General features: G+C 72.2%; 16 protein-coding genes. 3 read left to right on the top strand and 13 right to left on the bottom strand.

Annotation, left to right across the window (positions count from 1 at the left end):
• Window positions 1-64: 64 nt before the first annotated feature.
• Both BR98_RS28875 and BR98_RS28870 read left to right on the top strand, forming a co-directional pair.
• The gene (locus tag BR98_RS28875) at window positions 65-742 is read left to right on the top strand and encodes a response regulator transcription factor (RefSeq protein WP_083977091.1); all 678 of its coding nucleotides are present in this window, start codon (window positions 65-67) and stop codon (window positions 740-742) included.
• A 34-nt stretch (window positions 743-776) separates the two neighbouring features.
• Window positions 777-2,216 carry a sensor histidine kinase gene (locus tag BR98_RS28870; RefSeq protein ID WP_035849233.1) on the top strand — a complete coding sequence of 480 codons (1,440 nt, stop codon included), beginning with the start codon at window positions 777-779 and terminating at the stop codon, window positions 2,214-2,216.
• Here the strand turns inward: BR98_RS28870 and BR98_RS28865 are convergent.
• The 10 genes from BR98_RS28865 to BR98_RS28820 all read right to left on the bottom strand — a co-directional run bounded on the left by BR98_RS28865 (window position 2,194) and on the right by BR98_RS28820 (window position 14,242).
• Entirely contained in the window at window positions 2,194-3,264 is a 1,071-nt protein-coding gene (locus BR98_RS28865; RefSeq protein WP_051970303.1) for an SCO2583 family membrane protein, read from the bottom strand. The genes BR98_RS28870 and BR98_RS28865 overlap by 23 nt on opposite strands.
• An 83-nt stretch (window positions 3,265-3,347) precedes the next feature.
• Entirely contained in the window at window positions 3,348-3,938 is a 591-nt protein-coding gene (locus BR98_RS39715; RefSeq protein WP_157537969.1) for an SCO2584 family spore wall biosynthesis protein, read from the bottom strand.
• 84 nt (window positions 3,939-4,022) lie between these two features.
• Entirely contained in the window at window positions 4,023-5,315 is a 1,293-nt protein-coding gene (locus BR98_RS28855) for a glutamate-5-semialdehyde dehydrogenase (protein WP_035849231.1), read from the bottom strand.
• A gap of 64 nt (window positions 5,316-5,379) precedes the next feature.
• Window positions 5,380-5,871 carry a hypothetical protein gene (locus BR98_RS28850; RefSeq protein WP_157537968.1) on the bottom strand — a complete coding sequence of 164 codons (492 nt, stop codon included), beginning with the start codon at window positions 5,869-5,871 and terminating at the stop codon, window positions 5,380-5,382.
• Window positions 5,872-5,972: 101 nt separating this feature from the next.
• Window positions 5,973-7,109 carry a glutamate 5-kinase gene (gene proB / locus BR98_RS28845; protein ID WP_035849229.1) on the bottom strand — a complete coding sequence of 379 codons (1,137 nt, stop codon included), beginning with the start codon at window positions 7,107-7,109 and terminating at the stop codon, window positions 5,973-5,975.
• 88 nt (window positions 7,110-7,197) lie between these two features.
• The gene (obgE, locus tag BR98_RS28840) at window positions 7,198-8,679 is read right to left on the bottom strand and encodes a GTPase ObgE (RefSeq protein ID WP_035849227.1); all 1,482 of its coding nucleotides are present in this window, start codon (window positions 8,677-8,679) and stop codon (window positions 7,198-7,200) included.
• 95 nt (window positions 8,680-8,774) lie between these two features.
• The gene (rpmA, locus tag BR98_RS28835; RefSeq protein WP_030309712.1) at window positions 8,775-9,032 is read right to left on the bottom strand and encodes a 50S ribosomal protein L27; all 258 of its coding nucleotides are present in this window, start codon (window positions 9,030-9,032) and stop codon (window positions 8,775-8,777) included.
• Window positions 9,033-9,048: 16 nt separating this feature from the next.
• On the bottom strand, window positions 9,049-9,363 hold the full coding sequence (gene rplU / locus BR98_RS28830) for a 50S ribosomal protein L21 (RefSeq protein ID WP_035849223.1): 315 nt from the start codon (window positions 9,361-9,363) through the stop codon (window positions 9,049-9,051).
• A gap of 224 nt (window positions 9,364-9,587) precedes the next feature.
• Window positions 9,588-13,058, bottom strand: a complete 3,471-nt coding sequence (locus BR98_RS28825; RefSeq protein ID WP_035849221.1) for an Rne/Rng family ribonuclease — start codon at window positions 13,056-13,058, stop codon at window positions 9,588-9,590.
• 380 nt (window positions 13,059-13,438) lie between these two features.
• Window positions 13,439-14,242, bottom strand: a complete 804-nt coding sequence (locus BR98_RS28820) for a TIGR03936 family radical SAM-associated protein (protein ID WP_035849218.1) — start codon at window positions 14,240-14,242, stop codon at window positions 13,439-13,441.
• Between the two features lie 341 nt (window positions 14,243-14,583).
• On the opposite strand from BR98_RS28820, the gene BR98_RS28815 reads away from it, so the two are divergent.
• On the top strand, window positions 14,584-15,603 hold the full coding sequence (locus tag BR98_RS28815) for a hypothetical protein (RefSeq protein WP_051970301.1): 1,020 nt from the start codon (window positions 14,584-14,586) through the stop codon (window positions 15,601-15,603).
• A 115-nt stretch (window positions 15,604-15,718) separates the two neighbouring features.
• Here BR98_RS28815 and BR98_RS28810 read toward each other — a convergent pair whose 3' ends face one another.
• The 3 genes from BR98_RS28810 to mrdA form a co-directional block, all read right to left on the bottom strand.
• Window positions 15,719-17,656: a TIGR03960 family B12-binding radical SAM protein gene (locus BR98_RS28810; protein ID WP_035849214.1), complete on the bottom strand. Its 1,938-nt coding sequence runs from the start codon at window positions 17,654-17,656 to the stop codon at window positions 15,719-15,721.
• 68 nt (window positions 17,657-17,724) lie between these two features.
• Window positions 17,725-18,927 carry a rod shape-determining protein RodA gene (gene rodA, locus BR98_RS28805; protein WP_035849210.1) on the bottom strand — a complete coding sequence of 401 codons (1,203 nt, stop codon included), beginning with the start codon at window positions 18,925-18,927 and terminating at the stop codon, window positions 17,725-17,727.
• The gene (gene mrdA / locus BR98_RS28800; RefSeq protein WP_051970300.1) at window positions 18,924-21,119 is read right to left on the bottom strand and encodes a penicillin-binding protein 2; all 2,196 of its coding nucleotides are present in this window, start codon (window positions 21,117-21,119) and stop codon (window positions 18,924-18,926) included. The genes rodA and mrdA overlap by 4 nt, the downstream gene beginning before the upstream one ends.
• Window positions 21,120-21,140 lie beyond the last annotated feature (21 nt).

Below are 21,140 nucleotides of genomic sequence, written 5' to 3'. Positions count from 1 at the left end.
CGGATCTTCCCGGCACATCGGACAACGTGTTTCAGCCGTCCTGGAATTGACTTATGATCAGCCGGTGCGCCTTCTTATGGTCGAGGACGAGGAGCGGCTCGCGCAGTCGCTCAGCCAGGGCCTGCGGGCCGAGGGCTATGCGGTGGACGTGGTCGGCGACGGCATCAGCGGCCTGGAACGCGCCCGGTGCGGCGACTACGCCGCCGTCGTGCTGGACCTGATGCTGCCCGGCATCAACGGCTTCCGGGTCTGCGAGGAGCTGCGCCGCGAGGAGAACCCGGTGCCGATCCTGATGCTCACCGCGAAGAACGGCGAGTACGACGAGGCCGAGGCGCTGGACTGCGGCGCCGACGACTTCCTCAGCAAGCCGTTCTCCTACGTGGTGCTCACCGCCCGGCTGCGCGCACTGCTGCGCCGGGGCGCGGCCGCCCGCCCCTCGGTGCTGACCCTCGCCGACCTGCGGATCGACCCGGCGGCCCGGCGCTGCACCATCGCCGGCACTGAGCTGCGGCTGACCGTCAAGGAGTTCGGGGTGCTGGAGTGCCTGGCCCGGCGCCCGGACCAGGCGGTACCGAAGACCGAGATCCTGGACGCGGTCTGGGACTCCGCCTTCCGCGGCGACGTGAACATCGTGGAGGTCTACATCGCGGCGCTGCGCCGCAAACTGGACAGCGCCGGCGCGCACTGCCTGATCGAGACGGTCCGCGGCATCGGCTACCGGCTGGTGCCCGTTGCGAGCTGACCGGCCGCCACGCCGGTGGCGGTGGCGCCCCGGTGTGCGTACCCGCGCCGCGCTGGGCGCCGCGGTCGCCGCGGCGCTGGCCTTCGGCCTGGGCACGGTGTGGGTCGGCCAGGCCGTCCACGACGCGATGATGCGGCGAGCCCAGACGCGGGCGTCCACCGCCGTGGAGAACGTCTGGAGCAAGATCCCCGGCTCCCCCGACGAGGCCTACCTGGACGCCTCCTACGTGGTGGTGGCCGCCGACGGGCACTGGCTGCGCCGCAGCAACCTCTTCACCTGGTCCGACCCGCTGTCGCCGCCGGTCCCGCTCCCCGCAGCCACCCCGCCGACGCACTGGGAGCCGGGGCACAACGCCACCGAGGTCGTCGTGCCGCTGCCGACCACCCTGCCGGGCGGCCGGAACGGACTGGCCGGGCGGAGCGTGCACTTCTACCAGCAGCTCACCGGCCAGGTGTACACCAGCGCCCAGCTGGCGCAGTACTCCGGGATCAACGGGCTGCCCGACCAGCGGCTGACCATCTACGTGCTGATCGACCCGCGCGACGCCGACCAGGCGACAGCCACCGTGACCCGGATCCTCGGCTGGTACGTGGCGCCCTGCGGCTCGGTCTTCGTCGCCGCGATGGCCTGGCTGGTCACCGGGCTCGCGCTGCGCCCGGTGGAGGCGATCCGGCGGCGGATGGCCCGGATCGGCGAGGGCGCCTTCCACGAGCGCGTCCCGGTGCCGGCGGCCCGGGACGGCATCGCCAGGCTGGCCGAGACCACCAATACCACGCTCGGTCGGCTGGAGAAGGCGCTGGGCGAGCAGCGCCGGCTGGTCGCCGACGCCTCGCACGAGCTGCGCAGCCCGCTGGCCGCCCTGCGCAGCACCCTGGAAGTCCCGCTGGCCCACCCGCAGGGCGTCGCCTGGCCCGCCGTGGTGGCCGGCGCGCTGACCGACACCGAACGGCTGCAGGAACTCGCCGACGACCTGCTGCTGCTGGCCCGCACCGAGGAGGACCGCCGCTGCCTCGACAGCACGGTGGAGCTGCACGACCTGCTCGCCGAACAGCTCGCCGAACGGGCCCACACCGACCCGGCACTGGTCTTCGCCGCCACCCTGGCACCCGCCACCGCGGCCGGCCGGGAGGTGCTGGTCGGGCGGCTGGTGCGCAACCTGCTGGACAACGCCGCCCGGCACGCCGACGGCCGGATCGAGGTCGCCCTGCGGACGGCGGACGGCTGGGCCGCGCTGACCATCGCCGACGACGGACCGGGCATCCCGGCGCCCGACCGGGAACGGGTCTTCGAGCGCTTCGTCCGGCTGGACACCGACCGCAACCGCAGCACCGGCGGCGCGGGCCTCGGCCTCGCCCTGGTCCGCACCATCGCCCAAGCCCTCGGCGGCACCGCCCACGCCGTCGAACCCGCCGCCGGCCGGGGCGCCGAGCTGCTGGTCCGGCTGCCGACCGTCAGCCCTTCGGCGTCGCCATGACCGCGCAGCTCTGCCAGGCCGGGTTCGCCCGGTCGGCCGGGTCGACCGGGCCGGGCCGGCCGGCCGGCTGACCGGCGGCGTAGGCCAGCGGCTGCAGGTACTCGCCCTGGGCCACGCCGCAGGGGGACGGGCCGGCCTGCTCGACCGTGTCCACCACCTTCAGCTGCGCGACCGCGACATCGGTGCGGTCGAGGTCGAAGCGGACCTCGCGGCGGACCGTGTAGAGGCTCACCGGCTGGGCGCCGGCCGCCCCGGCCGGGCGCAGCGCGTAGACCAGGGTGTGGTCGCTGGTGATCTCCAGGGTCGACGGGTCGAGCTCGGTGACGGCCACCGAACCGGCCACCTTGACGGTGTCACTGGCCAGCGCGACCTTCATCGGGTCGAAGCGGACCATCCAGCCGGTCAGCGCATGGTGCTGGTCGTCGCTCGGGGAGGTCGCGCTCTGGTCGAACTGGGCCTGCTCGGCCGGCGCCACCAGCGCCCGCACCGGCGCCGTCTCGCCCTGCACCAGTACCGCCGGGGTCAGCTCGGAGGCCTCCAGGTAGCGGCGCGCGGTGTCCACCGCCGCGTTCACCTGGGCCTGGTTGAAGTGCGCGGTCGCGGTACGGGCGGCAGGCAGGCCGAGGCCCGCGCTGCCGTCCGCGTAGCCCGCCGCGGCCGCGAGTGAGGCGAACGGGCTGTTCGGGTCGACGCTCGGGACCGTCCCCGAGGCCGTGGTCAGCGCGGTCAGCTGCGAGGTCAGCTGCAGGCCGCCGTGCGCCGCCTCGCGCTGCGGGGAGGTGATCCCGAAGTACACCGCCGCGCCGAAGGCCAGCACGATGAGCAGCAGCAGGGTCAGCGCCTGGCGGGGCAGCGAGGCGAGCGTCCCCAGGCCCAGCTTGCGCCGGACCGCGCGCGGGGCGCCCCCGCCCAGCCGCTCGCTGGCCGAGAGTTCGGTGATCCGGGCAGCTCGGACGAAGGATTCGTCGAAGACGACGGATCGGTATTCGTCATCGCTTCCGGAACCGCCCTCGGGCGCACCCTCCGGAGGCTCACCCGGGTCACCCATAAATCAAGAGTAGAGCGCGGGGCAGCCCGGAAACGAGGCCCGGGAGGCAACTTCCCGGTCCGCTCGGGATCCGCACCCGGACGTCAGCCGGCGGGCTGCGGGACGGCGACCGTACCCGGGTCCGCCCGGACCGCCGTCGGCGCCGGTGAGGCCGGGCCGCTGGTGCCCACCACCGGCCGCTTCCCCGGCAGCGCGCCGCCGCCCCGGTAGACCGCAGCCACCGCGACCGCGACCAGGCTGACGCCCATCACGATCACCAGCACCCAGGCCAGCGGACGGTGCCAGCGCTGCTGGGCCACCTGCTGCCGGCCGCCGACCTCCGGGCGCGGGCTGTAGCCCGGCCAGCGCACCGCCCGGCGCCGGCCCAGACCTGAACCGACCCACGGATCGGTGTAGATCCGGTCGTCCTCCACACCGGAGGGGTGCGGGCGAAGTTCCAGCGGAAGTCCGTCGTAGTGCTCGGAGCCGAGCTCGCGCGCCACCCAGCCGATCGACCCCGGCTCGGGCTCGTTGCGGGTCTCGGCGGCGGCCAGCTGGCGCTCTCTGGCGCTCGGCTCGTGCACGGCGGCGGAACGGACGAAAGCCTCGTCAAGGACCACGGTGGCGAACTCGTCGTCCGCTGCACCGTGGTCGTCGCCGTCGGAGTACGGCGAGTCCCCCACTTCCTCAGCCACGGGAATCAGCGTATTACCGGGCGCGCGATTTGTCTGTGCCTCCCGGCACTTGGCCTGGCCCGACGGTGCGTCAGGTTGCTCCGGTCAGCCGCCGACGGTCTGGGTGGCCTCGCCGCGGACATGCCCGTCACCAGTGACGATGTACTTGGTGGAGGTCAGTTCCGGCAGGCCCATCGGGCCGCGGGCGTGCAGCTTCTGGGTGGAGATGCCGATCTCGGCACCGAAACCGAACTCACCCCCGTCGGTGAACCGGGTGGAGGCGTTGACTGCGACCGTGGTCGAGTCGACCAGCTGGGTGAAGCGCCGGGCGGCGGCCTGCGAGGTGGTGACGATCGCCTCGGTGTGACCGGAGGACCACTCCCGGATGTGCGCGACGGCGGCCTCCAGCGAGGGGACCACGGCGGCCGCCAGGTCGTAGGAGAGGTACTCGGTGCCCCAGTCCTCCTCGGTGGCGGGGACGACCGTCGCGGGCGAGCCCTCGGCCAGCTTGAGCACCGCCTCGTCGCCGTGCACCGTCACCCCGGCCTCGGCCAGCGCCGCCAGCGCGAGCGGCAGGAACTCCTCGGCCACGTCCTGGTGGACCAGCAGGGTCTCGGCGGAGTTGCAGACGCTGACCCGCTGCGCCTTGGAGTTGAGCAGGATGCCCACCGCCATCGCCAGATCGGTCTTCGCGTCCACGTAGACATGGCAGTTGCCGGTGCCGGTCTCGATCACCGGCACGGTGGAGCCCTCCACCACGGTCTTGATCAGCGAGGCGCCGCCGCGCGGGATCAGCACGTCGACCAGGCCGCGGGCCCGCATCAGCTCGGTCACCGAGTCCCGGCTCTCGCCCGGGACCAGCTGGATCACGTCGGCGGGCAGCCCGGCCGCCTCGACCGCGTCCCGCAGCACCGCGACCAGCGCGGTGTTGGAGCGGTACGCGGAGGCGGAGCCGCGCAGCAGCACGGCGTTGCCGGACTTCAGGCAGAGCGCGGCGGCGTCCACCGTGACGTTCGGGCGGGCCTCGTAGATGATGCCCACCACGCCCAGCGGGACCCGGATCTGACGCACGTCCAGGCCGTTGGGCAGCGTGTAGCCGCGCACCACCTCGCCCACCGGGTCGGGCAGCCCGCAGACGCTGCGCACATCGGCGGCGATCGCGGCGATCCGCTCCTCGGTCAGGGTGAGCCGGTCGATCACCGACTCGGGCGTGCCGGCGGCGCGGGCCCGCTCGACGTCCTCGGCGTTGGCCGCGGTGATCTCGCCGGCCCGGGCGGTCAGCGCGTCGGCGATCGCCAGCAGCGCGGCGTCCTTGGCCGAGCGCGGCAGCGGGGCGAGTGCCGCGGCCGCCGTACGGGCGCGGCGCGCGGTGGCGAGGACGGGGCTGTCGATGCTCATGCCCTGAAGGGTAGCGACTGCCGGGCGCTTTCCCGACGCGCTTTTCACCCGGTGAGACGCCTGGTCAATACGGGTGCACGCCGCCCAGCTGCGAGGTGGGCTGGCCGAAGCCCTCGGCCATCCGCTGGTGGTAGGTGGCCCGGTCGACCACCTCGAGGCCGACGATCTCCCAGGGCGGCAGCTTGGCGCTGGCCTTGTGCTCGCCCCACAGGCGCAGCGCGATGGCGGCGGCGTCGTGCAGGTCGCGGGCCTGTTCCCAGTAGCGGATCTCGGCGTGGTCGGCGGCGTACCGGGCGGTCAGGAAGAAGGAGTGGTCGTGCGCCAGCCGCTCGAGGCCGGCCCGCAGCGTCCCGAGCGGGGTCACCTCGCCCGCCAGGCTGAGCACCACGTGCCAGAGCCGGCCGGACTGGACCTCCTCACGTTGGACCTCCTCGCTCGGGGCCTCCTCGCACTGGGCCTCCTCGGCCTGGGCGCTCCTGGGATGCAGTTGCCGGACGGTGGCCCGCTGCTCCCCCACCCTCGCTCCGGGCAGCGCTCGGTCGCGCCTGAGTCCCACCGCGGCCTCCTGTTCGACGCTGGCCTGTGCCGGGTCGGCGCCCGCCGCCCGACAACCGGGCCGGGGGCACCCATCGGACGGACCGTCAGTCGGACGGACCGTCAGCCGCGCAGCACGACCAGGTCGTCCCGGTGGATGACCTCGCGCTCGTACGCGGCACCGAGCTCCTGAGCCAGGTCCCGCGTCGACCGGCCGAGCAGGCGCGGCAGCTCCCTCGCATCAAAGTTGACCAGGCCACGGGCCACGATGTTGCCGTTTTCGCCAAGAAGGTCGACCGGATCACCCGCGGCGAACTCCCCGTCCACCTTGGTGACCCCGGCCGGCAGCAGCGACTTGCCGCCCTCCACCACCGCGTGCACCGCACCGGCGTCCAGGTGCAGGGCGCCGCGCGGGCTGCTGGCGTGGGCCAGCCAGAGCAGCCGGTCGGCGGTGCGCGAGCCGGTCCGGGTGAACAGGGTGCCGGTACGGCGGCCGGCCAGCGCGGCGGCGGCGTGCCGGGCGGCGGTCAGCACCACCGGGATGCCCGCGCCGGTGGCGATCCGGGCCGCCTCGACCTTGGTCACCATGCCGCCGGTGCCGACCCCCGCCTTGCCGACGCTGCCGATCTCGACGCCGGCCAGGTCCTGCGGGCCGTGCACCTCGTCGATCCGCTTGCTGCCCGGCTTGCTCGGGTCGCCGTCGTAGAGGCCGTCCACGTCGGAGAGCAGGATCAGCAGGTCGGCCCGGACCAGGTGGGCGACCAGCGCGGCGAGCCGGTCGTTGTCCCCGAACTTGATTTCGGCGGTGGCCACCGTGTCGTTCTCGTTGACCACCGGCACGGCGCCCATCGCGAGCAGCTGGTCCAGGGTGCGGTAGGCGTTGCGGTAGTGCGCGCGGCGGCTGGCGTCCTCGGCGGTCAGCAGCACCTGGCCGACCCGGCGGCCGTAGCGCGCGAAGGAGGCGGTGTAGCGGGCCACCAGCAGGCCCTGGCCGACGCTGGCGGCGGCCTGCTGGCGGGCCAGGTCCGAGGGGCGCTTCTCCAGCCCGAGCGGGGACAGGCCGGCCGCGATCGCACCGGAGGAGACCAGCACGATCTCCGGCGCCGCGGGCTCGCCGAGCCGGGTGGCGAGCGCGTCGACCAGCGCGTCGACCCGGTCCGCGTCCAGCCCGCCGGCCGCCGTGGTGAGCGAGGAGGAGCCGACCTTGACCACGATCCGGCGGGCGGTCAGGACGTCCTGACGCAGGGTCTGCTCGGTCATCGACTGTCCTTCACGCTCTTCCGGCCCGGGTTCTCGCGCAATCTACGCGAAATCCCGGGCCGGTCGGCACCAAGTTTCATCCGGTGGACTAGAAGTCCTCGTCGTCGCCCTCGTCGAGCGCGGCGGCGCGGCCGGAGGAGAGCGCCTCGAAGGCGAGGAACTCGGCCTCGGCGGCGTCCCGGCCCTTCTGCTTCTCGCGGCGGCGGTCCACGGCCGGACGCGGGCTGTCCATCCGGTGGTCCTCGCCACGGCGGCCGAGCATCTCGGCGCCGGCGGCCATGGTGGGCTCCCAGTCGAAGACCACGGCGTTCTCGTCGGGGCCGATGATGACGGTGTCACCCTCGTGCGCGCCGACCTTCCACAGCTTGTCCTCGACGCCGAGCCGGGCCAGCCGGTCCGCGAGGTAGCCGACGGCCTCGTCGTTGGAGAAGTCGGTCTGGCGCACCCAGCGCTCCGGCTTGATGCCGCGCACCCGGTAGGCGCCGTCCTCCTCGATGACGGTGAAGCCTTCGTCGTCCACGGCGGCCGGGCGCAGCACGATCCGGGTGGACTCCTCGATCGGCTTGGCGGCCCGCGCCTCGGAGACGATGCCGGCCATCGCGAAGCTCAGCTCGCGCAGGCCCTTGCGGGAGGCGGCGGAGACCTCGAAGACCCGGTAGCCGCGCTCCTCCAGGGACTCGCGGGTCAGGTCGGCGATGTCCTGGCCGTCCGGCACGTCCACCTTGTTGAGCGCGACCAGCCGCGGCCGGTCCTCCAGACCGCCGTACTGGGCCAGCTCGTCCTCGATCGTCTCGAGGTCGGTGAGCGGGTCGCGGCCCGGCTCGAGGGTGGCGCAGTCCAGCACGTGCACCAGGACGCTGCAGCGCTCCACGTGGCGCAGGAACTCCAGACCCAGGCCCTTGCCCTGGCTGGCGCCCGGGATCAGACCGGGGACGTCGGCGACCGTGTAGACGGTCTCGCCGGCGGTGACCACGCCGAGGTTGGGGATCAGGGTGGTGAAGGGGTAGTCGGCGATCTTCGGCTTGGCCGCCGAGAGCACCGAGATGAGCGAGGACTTGCCCGCGCTCGGGTAACCCACCAGGGCGACGTCGGCGACGGACTTGAGCTCCATCACGATGTCGCGGGCCTCGCCCGGCTCGCCGAGCAGCGCGAAGCCGGGGGCCTTGCGACGGGACGAGGCCAGCGCCGAGTTGCCCAGGCCGCCGCGACCGCCGGCCGCGGCGATGAAGGTGGTGCCGTGACCGACCAGGTCGGCCATCACGTTGCCCTGCTTGTCGAGCACCACGGTGCCGTCCGGCACGGGCAGCACGATGTCCTCGCCGTTGCCGCCGGTGCGGTGGCCGCCCGCACCCGGCTTGCCGTTGCCGGCCTTGCGCTTGGGCGAGTGGTGGTACTCCAGCAGCGTGGTGACGTTGGCGTCGACCACCAGGGTGACGCTGCCGCCCTCGCCGCCGTTTCCGCCGTCCGGGCCGCCGAGCGGCTTGAACTTCTCCCGGTGTACGGAGGCGCAGCCGTGGCCCCCGTTACCCGCGGCGACGTGCAGTTCGACGCGGTCCACGAAGGTGGTCATGACGGATGCCTCCAGATGGCGGTTGGTTGAGCCAAAAAGCACAGGGTGGACCGGAAGACCCGATCCACCCTGCGCAGGATCCAGTTAGGACTGGATCAGGCCTCGACGGCCACGATGTTGACGACCTTGCGGCCGCGACGGGTGCCGAACTGCACCGCACCGGCGGTCAGCGCGAACAGGGTGTCGTCGCCACCGCGACCGACGCCCGCACCCGGGTGGAAGTGGGTGCCACGCTGGCGGACCAGGATCTCGCCGGCGCTGACGACCTGGCCACCGAAGCGCTTCACGCCGAGGCGCTGGGCGTTCGAGTCGCGGCCGTTCCGGGTAGAGCTTGCGCCCTTCTTGTGTGCCATCTCGCTATCCCCTTACTTACTTCGCGGAGTCGATGCTCGTGATGCGGACGGCGGTGTGGCGCTGGCGGTGACCCTGGCGCCGACGGTAGCCGGTCTTGTTCTTGTAGCGGAGGATCGTGATCTTCTCGCCCTTGGTGTGGTCGACGACCTCGGCGTGGACCTTCACGCCGGCGAGCACCCACGGGTCGGAGGTGACGGCCTCGCCGTCGACGACCAGGATGGTCGAGAGCTCCACCGAGTCACCCGGCTTGACGTCAACACGGTCGATCTCCAGCACGTCGCCGACGGCGACCTTGTGCTGGCGGCCGCCGGCGCGAACGATCGCGTACATGCGGTACCTGCTTTCCTAACTCGGTCGGAACTCTCGATGCCAGCCACCTGGGTATGGACACAGGGGCCTCCCCCGCTCCTTCTCGCGAAGGTTCGGGAGGTGATCTGCTCGGGAGCATGGCGTAGACACGCCGAGGGTCAAGAATACGGACTGGCTGCCCATGGGGCAAACCGGACCCTACGGGGGTAGGGGACGGGCCTGCGCCCGCCCCCTACCCACCGGGCTCACTCCGCTGCCGAATCACCCTCGGCGGCGGCTGCCTTCTTGGCCGCCGCGCTGGTCCGCTTGGTGGCGGTCTTGCGGGCGGTGGTCTTCTTTGCCGCTGCCGTCGTCTTCTTGGCGGCGGTGGTCTTCTTCGCGGCGGTCTTGCGAGCAGCGCGCTTCTTCGGGGCGGGGGCCTCCTCGGCCTCCGCCGCCTCGGTCTCGGCCACCGGGGCCTCCTCGGCGGCGGGCGCCTCGGTGGGCTCCGCGGCTTCGGCGGGCTCCGCGGCCTCGGTCGCAGCGGCCTCGGCCACCGTGACCTCGGTCTCGGCGACCTCGGCGGCCGGGGCCGGCTGCGCGGCGGCGGCCAGCGCCGCCTCCATCGCGGCGTCGGCGCGCGACTGCAGGACCACGATCTCGGCCTGGTCCGGCGCGCCCGCCGGGGCGGCGGCCCTGCGCACCGCACGGCGGCGGGTGCGGCCGGCCGTCGGCGCGGCGGCGGCGGGGATCTCGACCAGGCTGGGCTGCTCGACCACCGGCTGCTCGGCGGCCTGCGGCGCCTCGGTCGGCTCGACCACCGCAGCGGCCTCGGCGACCTCGACCGGCTCCGCCGCCTCCGGCACGATCAGCTCGAACTCCTCGTGCTCGTGTTCGGCGGCCTCGTCGGCGATCAGGTGCGGCTGCGCCTCCTCGTGCGCGGCCCCGCCCTTGCCCCGACGCCGGCGCTTGCTCGAGCCCGCGGCCTCGCCGGCGGTGCCGACCGGGCCGCCACCGCCGCCGGGGGCGGTCGGCTGCTCCATGTGGACGATCACGCCGCGCCCGTTGCAGTGCACGCAGGACTCGGAGAAGGACTCCAGCAGGCCCTGGCCGACCCGCTTGCGGGTCATCTGCACCAGGCCCAGCGAGGTGACCTCGGCCACCTGGTGCTTGGTCCGGTCCCGGCCCAGGCACTCCAGCAGGCGGCGCAGCACCAGGTCCCGGTTGGACTCCAGCACCATGTCGATGAAGTCGATCACGATGATGCCGCCGAGGTCGCGCAGCCGCAGCTGGCGGACGATCTCCTCGGCCGCCTCGATGTTGTTGCGGGTGACGGTCTCCTCGAGGTTGCCGCCCTGGCCGACGAACTTGCCGGTGTTGACGTCGACCACGACCATCGCCTCGGTCCGGTCGATCACCAGCGAACCGCCGCTCGGCAGCCAGACCTTGCGGTCCAGCGCCTTCATCAGCTGCTCGTCGATCCGGTAGGTGGCGAAGACGTCGACGTTGGACGTCCACTTCTGCAGCCGGTCCACCAGGTCCGGAGCCACCCCGCCGACGTACTCGTGGATGGTGTTCCACGCCTCGCTGCCGGAGACGATGACCTTGGTGAAGTCCTCGTTGAAGATGTCGCGGACCACCCGGACGGTCATGTCCGGCTCGCCGTAGAGCAGGGTCGGCGCGTTGCCGGAGGCCGCCTTCTTCTGGATCTCCTCCCACTGCGCCTGCAGCCGCTGCACGTCGCGGGTGAGCTCGTCCTCGCTGGCGCCCTCGGCGGCGGTGCGCACGATCACGCCGGCGTCGTCCGGGACGATCTTCTTGAGGATCTGCTTGAGGCGGGCCCGCTCGTTCTCGGGCAGCTTGCGGCTGATGCCGGTCATCGAGCCCTCGGGCACGTAGACCAGGTAGCGGCCGGGCAGCGAGATCTGACTGGTCAGGCGGGCGCCCTTGTGGCCGATCGGGTCCTTGGAGACCTGCACCAGCACGGACTGACCCGACTTCAGCACCGACTCGATCCGGCGCGGACCGCTGTGGCCGAGCTGACCGAAGTTCACCTCACCGGCGTACAGCACCGCGTTGCGGCCCTTGCCGATGTCGACGAAGGCGGCCTCCATCGACGGCAGCACGTTCTGGACCTTGCCCAGGTAGACATTGCCGACGTAGGAGGTGGCCTGCTCCTTGTTGACGTAGTGCTCGACCAGGACGCCGTCCTCCAGGACGCCGATCTGGGTGCGCTCGCCGTTCTGACGGACCACCATGACCCGCTCGACCGACTCCCGGCGGGCCAGGAACTCGGCCTCGGTGATGATCGGCACCCGGCGACGGCCCAGCTCGCGGCCCTCGCGGCGGCGCTGCTTCTTCGCCTCCAGGCGGGTGGAGCCCTTGATGGACTGCACCTCGTCCGGGTCGAAGGACGGCTCGGTGGAGCGGCGGCGCGGCTCGCGGACCTTCACGACCGTGCGGACACCGTCCTCGGCGGCCTCGGCCGGCTCGGCCGGGCCCTCACCACTGCGACGGCGGCGACGACGACGGCGACGCGAGGAGGCCAGGCCGGAGGCCAGCTCGTCCTCGTCCTCCTCGCCCTCCTCCTCGGCCGACTCCAGCTGCTCGACGGCGGTCGGCTCACCGGCCTCCTCGGCGGTCGGCGTCTCGGCCTCGAACTCCTCGGCCTCACCACGACGGCGACGACGGCCACCGCGACGGCGACGGCGCGAGGACGGACGGCCGTCCTCCTCCCACTCGCCCTCCTGCTCGGGCCCGGCGGCAGCCGCGGGCTCCACGGCGGCCGGCTCGGCGGGCGCCTCGACCGCGGCGGGGGCGGCGGCCGGGGCTGCCTGGCGGGCCGGGCGAGCCGGGCGGCCCGCCGACGGGGTGACCCGAACGGCGGCGCGGCCACCGCGGCGGCGACGGCCGACGCCGCTGTACTCGTACTCGTCCTCCTCCTCGCGGCCGGCGGGCGCTGCCGGAGCGGCGGCGGCCGGCTCCGCGGCGGGCGCCGGCGCCTGGACCGGGGCGGGAGCGACGTAGGCGGTGGGCTCCTGGAAGACCGGGGCCTGGAAGACGGCGGTGGCCGGGCGGACGGCGCGGCGGCGGCTCCGCGGGCCCTCGGCGGGCTGCTCGGGCTCGGCCACGGGCTGCTCGGGCTGAGCGGGCTGCTCGGCGGCGGCCTCCTCGGCCTCCTCCTCGGCGGCGGGCTCCTCGACGACCGGGCTGGTCACCGGGGCCTCGGCGCGCTTGCGGGCCCGGCGAGCCCGCACCGGCTTCTCGACCGGCGCCTCCTCGACCGCGGGCTGCTCCGCGACGGGCTCCGCGGGGGCCTCGACTGCGGCGGCCTCCTCGGCGGCGGGCGTGCTGACCGGGGCCTCGGCGCGCTTGCGGGCGCGGCGGGCTCGGACCGGCTTCTCGGCCGGCGCCTCCTCGGCCACCGGGGCGGCCTCGGCAGCGGGCTCCGCGGGGGCCTCGACCGCGGCGGGCGCACCGGCGGGGGCCTCGGCCCGCTTGCGGGTACGACGGGCCCGGACCGGGGCCTCGGTGGCAACGGCCGGCTCGGCAGCCGGCTCGGCGGCCGAGGTGGCCGCGGCCGACTCGACCGGAATCACGGTCTCGGCGCCCTCGGCACCCTGCGGGGCACCGGCCGGGCGGGACACCGCGCGGCGACGGCGGCGCGGCGGGGCAGCGTCTGCGACCGGTTCCCCGATCGAACTCTGCTGCGAATCGCTGTTCTCGTTCTCAGGCATGCGGGTGGATCTCCCGTCAGGCCCCCGGGCTCCGCACCCAGGCACGGCCGGGCACCGGTGGCCGGCCTGGACGCTTCGGCGTCCGGCCGACTCTCCACGGTGCCGCCGTACGGACGCGAGGCCGCACAGGGGCTCGTAGTCTCGCTCGGCGCCCCGCACGGTGCGGGGTGTCGAAAAGTCTTCTGGTTCTGACCAGTGTTCTCAGGTTTTCCCAAGCTGCGCGGCCCCACAACCCAGGGTGGCTCCCAAGGTGGGCCCCGCCGGCCCACGAGGGCGGCGGGGTGAAAGGCCCGTGCGCGACGACGCTCGCTCCCCTGGGGAGCTGCGGGAACCTGGAGTGCGCGGAGCCGGGCGGTTAATCCGGTTCCTGCCTCCGCCCGCTAGGCGGACGCTGCTGCCTGCGGCTCTACGGCCGTCTCCGATGGGACGGCCGGGGCCGCAGCGCGGTCGAGCGCCAGCGGGTCGGTCACCGTGCCGGTCTCCTCATCGAGCGGCCCCTGCGCCAGCCTGGTCACCTCAGCGGGGACCGGCAGCGCCAGGTCGGCCGTCGCACGGAGACCGGACAAGACGTCGTCTGGTCGTACGGCGGGTGTGGCATGTCGTACTACCAGGCGCAGTATCGCACAGGCTCGACCAGTACGAACATCGGAGGCGGCCGCGGATTCCCCGACCGGACCAACGCCGACCTGCGCAGGGACCAGTTCCAGGCGGGCCACCGCCCCGCGCGCGTCGAAGACCCGTAGCCCGTTCTTCGTCTGGCGTTCGACCTGGACCTCGTCGGCGGCCAGGAAGAGCGCGACCGCGCGGGCCGCCTCCGACTCGGTCACCTCGGGCAGGCGCAGCTCCCAGAGCGAGGCCTCCAGCCGCTCCACGAAGTGCGGGGTGCGCACCTCGACGGCGTCCACGATGTCCAGCCCGGTCGGCAGCGACTCGTCCAGCTGAGCGCGCAGCGCCTGCGGGTCCCGGAAGTCGGCCAGGCCGATCTCCAGGTACTCGGCCTCGCTGGCCACCCCGGTCGGGGCGGCGTTGGCGTAGGACACCTTGGGGTGCGGGGTGAAGCCGGCCGAGTACGCCATCGGAACGGCGGACCGGCGCAGCGCCCGCTCGAAGGCGCGCTGGAAGTCGCGGTGGCTGGTGAAGCGCAGACGGCCCCGCTTGGTGTAGCGCAGGCGAATGCGCTGCACCGTCGGCGCGGGAGGCGGACCGTCGGGCGTGCGGCGTGCCAGGGTCGCTCAGTCCTTCGTGAGAAGCCGCGTCCTGGCACGAGCTGGCGTACCGGGGGGTTGGTGCTCGGGGCCCGGTCAGGACTCTGTCAATGACAAAGGGTACGCGCTAACCCGAAGCGCCCTCACCACTGCCTGCGTGGTCCTCGGGACCGGTGCGATCTTCGACTTCCGGGTAGCGAGGTTGCCGGGGGCGCGGAGCGGTTCTTCACTGAAGACGCGGACAGGGCGAGTACAGCAGTGCGTTGACAGCCCCTGCCTACCGCGACGATCAGCCGAGAAACATCCGAGGAGGCACCACCATGACGTTGATCGATAGTGTACGAAGGAATGCCGCGAAGGCCCAGAACCAGGACGGTCGCCTGGAGCTCTTCGCCCGCGGCGAGGACAACGCGCTGTGGCACATCTGGCAGACCGCGCCGAACAACGGCTGGTCCGGCTGGGCCTCGCTCGGCGGCAACCTGCCGGGCCGTCCGGTCGTCTTCCAGAACGCCGACCAGCGCCTCGAGGTCTTCGCCCGCGGCGACGACAACGCGCTGTGGCACATCTGGCAGACCGCACCCAACAACGGCTGGTCCGGCTGGGAGAGCCTGGGCGGCATCATTCTGGGCGACCCCACGGTCTACCAGAACCAGGACGGCCGGCTGGAGGTCTTCGCCAAGGGCACCGACAACGCGCTGTGGCACATCTGGCAGACCGCACCCAACAACGGCTGGTCCGGCTGGGCCTCGCTCGGCGGCAACCTGGCCGGCGCTCCGACCGTCTACGCCAACCAGGACGGCCGGATGGAGGTCTTCGCCCGGGGCGACGACAACGCGCTGTGGCACATCTGGCAGACCGCGCCGAACAACGGCTGGTCCGGCTGGGCCTCGCTCGGCGGCAACATCCCCGCCGATCCGGTTGTCTACGCCAACCTGGACGGCCGGATGGAGGTCTTCGCCCGCGGCGACGACAACGCGCTGTGGCACATCTGGCAGACCGCACCCAACAACGGCTGGTCCGGCTGGGAGAGCCTGGGCGGCAACATCCCCACGCAGCCCGGAGTCTTCCAGAACCAGGACGGTCGGCTGGAGGTGTTCGCCCGCGGCGACGACAGCGCGATCTGGCACATCTGGCAGACCGCACCCAACAACGGCTGGTCCGGCTGGGCCTCGCTCGGCGGCAACCTGCCGGGCGATCCGGTGCCCTACCAGAACCAGGACGGTCGCCTGGAGGTGTTCGCCCGCGGCAACGACAATGCGATCTGGCACATCTGGCAGACCGCACCCAACAACGGCTGGTCCGGCTGGGCCTCGCTCGGCGGCAACGTCCCCGAGTTCTGACCCGAACGCCGCTCGGGCCCCTCCAGAACGAGGAGGGGCCCGAGAAGGCCTTCTCTGTCGAGACCAACCCAGCGGGCCCGTCCCCCACTCGAGGGAGACGGGCCCGCGGTCGTTCCTACTGGCCGGCGCCGTTGAGGACCGTCAGCGGAAGCAGCTTCTGACCGGTCGGGCCGATCTGGATCTGCGTGTCCATCTGCGGGCACACGCCGCAGTCGAAGCACGGCGTCCAGCGGCAGTCGTCCACCTCGACCTCCTCCAGGGCGTCCTGCCAGTCCTCCCAGAGCCAGTCCTTGTCGAGGCCGCTGTCCAGGTGGTCCCAGGGCAGGACCTCCTCGTAGCTGCGCTCGCGGGTGGTGTACCAGGCGACGTCGACGCCGGTGCCGACCAGGCCCTTCTCGGCGCCGGACATCCAGCGGTCGTAGGAGAAGTGCTCGCGCCAGCCGTCGAAGCGGCCGCCGTCCTGGTAGACCGCGCGGATGACGGCGCCGATCCGGCGGTCGCCGCGGGAGAGCAGGCCCTCGACGATGCCGGGCTTGCCGTCGTGGTAGCGGAAGCCGATGTTCTTGCCGTACTTGCGGTCGCCGCGGATGGAGTCGCGCAGCTTGGCCAGGCGGGCGTCGGTCTCCTCGGCGCTCAGCTGCGGGGCCCACTGGAAGGGCGTGTGCGGCTTGGGCACGAAACCGCCGATCGAGACGGTGCAGCGGATGTCGTTCTGACCGGTGACCTCGCGACCCTTCTGGATCACGTTCTTGGCCATGGTGCCGATCTGCAGCACGTCCTCGTCGGTCTCGGTGGGCAGGCCGCACATGAAGTACAGCTTCACCTGGCGCCAGCCGTTGCCGTAGGCGGTGGCGACCGTGTTGATGAGGTCCTCCTCGGACACCATCTTGTTGATCACCTTGCGGATGCGCTCCGAGCCGCCCTCGGGGGCGAAGGTCAGACCGGAACGGCGGCCGTTGCGGCTGAGCTCGTTGGCCAGGTCGATGTTGAACGCGTCGACCCGGGTGGAGGGCAGCGAGAGGCCGATCTTGTCCTCGGTGTAGCGGTCGGCCAGACCCTTGGCGATGTCGCCGATCTCGGTGTGGTCGGCCGAGGAGAGCGAGAGCAGGCCGACCTCCTCGAAGCCGGTGGCCTTGAGGCCGCGCTCGACCATCTCGCCGATGCCGGTGATGCTCCGCTCCCGCACCGGGCGCGTGATCATGCCGGCCTGGCAGAAGCGGCAGCCGCGGGTGCAGCCGCGGAAGATCTCCACGGACATCCGCTCGTGCACCGTCTCGGCCAGCGGCACCAGCGGCTGCTTGGGGTACGGCCACTCGTCCAGGTCCATCACGGTGTGCTTGGAGACCCGCCACGGCACACCCGGGGCGTTCGGCACCACACGGGCGATCCGGCCGTCCGGCAGGTACTCCACGTCGTAGAAGCGCGGGACGTACACGCCACCGGTCCTGGCCAGGCGCAGCAGCAGCTCGTCCCGGCCGCCCGGGCGGCCCTCGGCCTTCCAGGCCCGGATGATCTCGGTGATGTCCAGCACGGCCTGCTCGCCGTCGCCGACCACCGCGCAGTCGATGAAGTCCGCGATCGGCTCGGGGTTGAACGCGGCGTGGCCGCCGGCCAGCACGATCGGGTCCTCGTCGGTGCGGTCCTTGGCGTCCAGCGGGATGCCCGCGAGCTCCAGGGCGGCGAGCATGTTGGTGTAGCCGAGCTCGGTGGAGAAGCTCAGCCCGAAGACGTCGAAGGCCTTCACCGGGCGGTGCGCGTCCACCGTGAACTGCGGCACGCCGTGCTCGCGCATCAGCGCCTCGAGGTCCGGCCACACGCTGTACGTCCGCTCGGCCAGCACGCCCTCGCGCTCGTTCAGCACCTCGTAGAGGATCATGACGCCCTGGTTGGGCAGCCCGACCTCGTACGCGTCCGGGTACATCAGCGCCCAGCGCACGTCACAGGAGTCCCACTCCTTGACGGTCGAGTTGAGCTCGCCGCCCACGTACTGGATCGGCTTCTGGACGTGCGGGAGGAGGGCCTCCAGGCGTGGGAAGACCGATTCGACTGGCATGCGGCGTAACCCTTTGTGAGAGCGGAGGGGATGACCCTCAAGGGTAGCCTGACCCGCGCCGTGCTGGGCTAACCCGCTATCGGGCGCTGGGTGCGGACGGCCTGGAGCAGGCCGATGGCGATCCAGCCGGCGAACATCGAGGAGCCGCCGTAGCTGACGAACGGCAGTGGGATGCCGGCCACCGGCATGATGCCCAGGGTCATGCCGATGTTCTCGAAGGACTGGAAGGCGAACCAGGCGATCACGCCGCCGCAGACGATGGTGCCGAACAGGTCGGTGGCCTGGCGGGCGATCTTGCAGGCCCGCCAGAGGATCACGCCGACCAGCAGGATGATCGCCAGTCCGCCGACGAAGCCGAGCTCCTCGCCGGCCACCGTGAAGACGAAGTCGGTCTGCTGCTCGGGGACGAACTGCCCTATGGTCTGGGTGCCGTGGAAGAGCCCCTTGCCGGTGAGGCCGCCGGAGCCGATCGCGATCCGGGCCTGCGCGGTGTTGTAGCCGACCCCGGCCGGGTCCAGCTTCGGGTTGGCGAAGGCGGCGAACCGGTCGACCTGGTACTTGCTCAGCACGCCGAGCTTCCAGATCGCGGCGGCGCCCAGGCCGCCGGCCGTCATCAGGCCGAACAGCCAGCGGTTGGGGGCGCCGGAGGCCAGCAGGATGCCCAGGATGGTCACGGCCATCACCATCACCGAGCCGAGGTCGGGCATCAGCATGACGACGGCCATCGGGAAGCCGCCGAGCAGCAGCGCCTGCACCACGGTCTTGTCACCGGGGCGTTCGCGCTCTCCCGAGTCCACCCGGGAGGAGAGCACCATGGCCATCCCCAGCACGATCGCCAGCTTGGCGAACTCGGCGGGCTGGATCGAGAAGCCGCCGCCGAACTGGATCCAGGAGTGCGCGCCGTTGATGGTCGAGCCGAGCGGGCTGAGGGTGGCGAAGAGCATCAGCACGGCCACCGCGTACAGGATCGGCACCGCCGCCCGGATCCGGTGGTGCCCTATCGCGACCGCCGACCCGAACAGCACCAGGCCGATCAGCAGGTTGGTCAGGTGCCGGTAGAGGAAGTACTGCGGGTCCCCGTGGGTGAGCGACTCGCGGCCCCGGGTGGCCGACCAGACCAGCAGCGAACTGCCCAGCGAGAGCGCCAGCGCGGCCAGCACCAGTATCCAGTCGAGCCGGCGCAGCGGGGCGTCCTTGGCCAGCGCCCGGGCCAGCGGGCTGCGCTGCGGGGAGAACCGCAGCGGCCGGTAGGACCCGTAGGAGGAGGTCATGTGCGGCTCCTTCCGGAGGTGCGGGGTTCCAGCGCGACCAGGTCGGTGGCGAGGGCGGGCTGCGCCGGGACCGGGGTCGGGCGGCTCCAGCTCACCTTGAGCACCGCGGTGCCGTCCGGGTTGAACTTGGGCAGCTCGGTCTGCGGGGTGGGCAGCAGCGCCTTGGTGTTGTCGATGCCGCCCTTGTCGTCCACGCCGTACAGCGCCTGGTAGATCTTGCGGACCGCGTCACCGGAACCACCGGAACCGGTACCGGCCTGACTGATCGTCATGACCACCGCGTAGTCCTTGCTGTAGGTGGTCAGCCAGGAGGTGGTCTGCTTGCCGTAGACCTCGGCGGTACCGGTCTTGGCGTGCAGCTGGATCTTGTCCTGCGGCCAGCCGGCGCCGGTGAACTTCCAGGCCGCGGTGCCCTCGGTGATGACGCCGGCGGTGGCCTGGTCGATGTACTGCAGGGTCTTCTGGTCGTCCGGCAGCTTGCCGGAGACCACCGGCGCGATCTCGCGCACCAGTTGGCCGCTGGGGGTGACCACGGCCTTGGCCACGCTCGGCTGGTAGAGCGTGCCGCCGTTGGCCAGGGCCGCGTAGATCCGGGCCATCTGGATCGGGGTGACCAGGGTGTCGCCCTGGCCGATCGCGTAGTTGACCGAGTCACCGGCGCGCATCACATTGCCGTCGACGCAGTTCTCGCGGGCGATCTGGGTGGCGAAGTCGGTGCCGCCGCCGTCGGCCTGCTTGCACCAGGCGTCCTTGTTGGCGGTGTAGAAGTCCTGCTTCCACTGCCGGTCCGGCACCCGGCCGGTGACCTCGCTGGGCAGGTCGACGCCGGTCTTGGCGCCGAGGCCGAACTGGTGGGCGGTCTTGTAGAACCAGTCGGCCGGGTTCTTCGGGTGGATCCCGCCGTCCTTCATCCACTGGTCGTAGGACAGGCCGTAGAAGACGGTGTCGCAGGAGATCTCCAGTGCCTTCTCCAAGGAGATGTCACCGAACTGCTCGCCCTCGAAGTTCTTGAACTCGCGGCCGCCGATGGTCATGCTCTTCGGGCACGGGTAGTGGCCGTCCAGCGAGTAGCCGGCCGCCACGGCGGCCGAGGTGGAGACCACCTTGAAGGTGGAGCCGGGGGCCGACTGACCCTGGATGGCCCGGTTGAGCAGCGGGACGTTGCTGTCCTGGTTGGTCAGGTTGGCGTAGTCCTTGGCGGAGATGCCGCCGACCCAGAGGTTGGGGTCGTAGGTCGGCGCGCTGGCCATCGCGACGATCCGGCCGGTGTGCACGTCCATCACTATGGCCGCACCGGAGTCGGCGACGTAGTTCTTGTTGGTCTCCTTGTCGAACTGCGTGCGGGCGTCGTTCATGGCCTGCACCAGGTTGTCCTCGACCACCTTCTGGACCCGGGAGTCGATGCTGGTGACCACGTTGTTGCCGGGCTGGGCCGGGGTGGTGCCGGCGCTGCCGATCACCCGCCCGAGGTTGTCCACCTCGAGCCGGTCGACGCCGGTGGTGCCGCGCAGGTCGCCGTCGTAGACCGACTCCAGGCCGGCCCGGCCGATCTGGTCGGAGGGCAGGTACTTGTCCTTGCCGGTCCGGTCGGCGGTCTTGCTGACCTCGTCGTCGGTGACCGGGGAGAGGTAGCCGAGCACCTGGGCGGCGTTGGCGCCGTCGGGGGCGGGGTACTGGCGCACCGCGGTGGGCTGGGCGGTGATGCCGGGGAAGTCCTCGCGGCGTTCCATTATCTGCATCGCCTGCTGGGTGGTGGCCTGGTCGGTCACCGGGATCGGCTGGTAGGGCGAACCGTTCCAGCAGGGCTGCGCGGTCTTGGCGTCGCAGAGCCGGACCTTGTCCTGGACGTCCTTCGGGTTCATCCCGAGCACCTGGGCGAGCCGGGTGAGCGCTGCCCTGCCGTGGTCCTTCTGCTGGAGCAGCGAGGTGCGGCTGACCGAGACCACCAGCTTGGTCTGGTTGCCGGCCAGCACCTTGCCGTTGGCGTCCAGGATCTCGCCGCGCACCGAGGGGTCGACCACCTCGCGGATGTGGTTGTTGGACGCCTTGGCGGTGTACTCGCTGCCGTTGCGGATCTGCAGGTACCACAGCCGCCCGCCGAGGGTGGCGAGCAGCGAGAGGACCAGGATCTGCAGCACCACCAGACGGATCGTCACCCGGCGGGTGCGGCCGGTCTCCGGGATGTTGCTCACGTGACGGAACTCCTGGATAGC

This window comes from Kitasatospora azatica KCTC 9699 (assembly GCF_000744785.1).
GTDB lineage: Bacteria > Actinomycetota > Actinomycetes > Streptomycetales > Streptomycetaceae > Kitasatospora > Kitasatospora azatica.
Note: the sequence above shows the minus strand (reverse complement) of the source record. Positions and strands in the feature narration are given on the sequence as shown.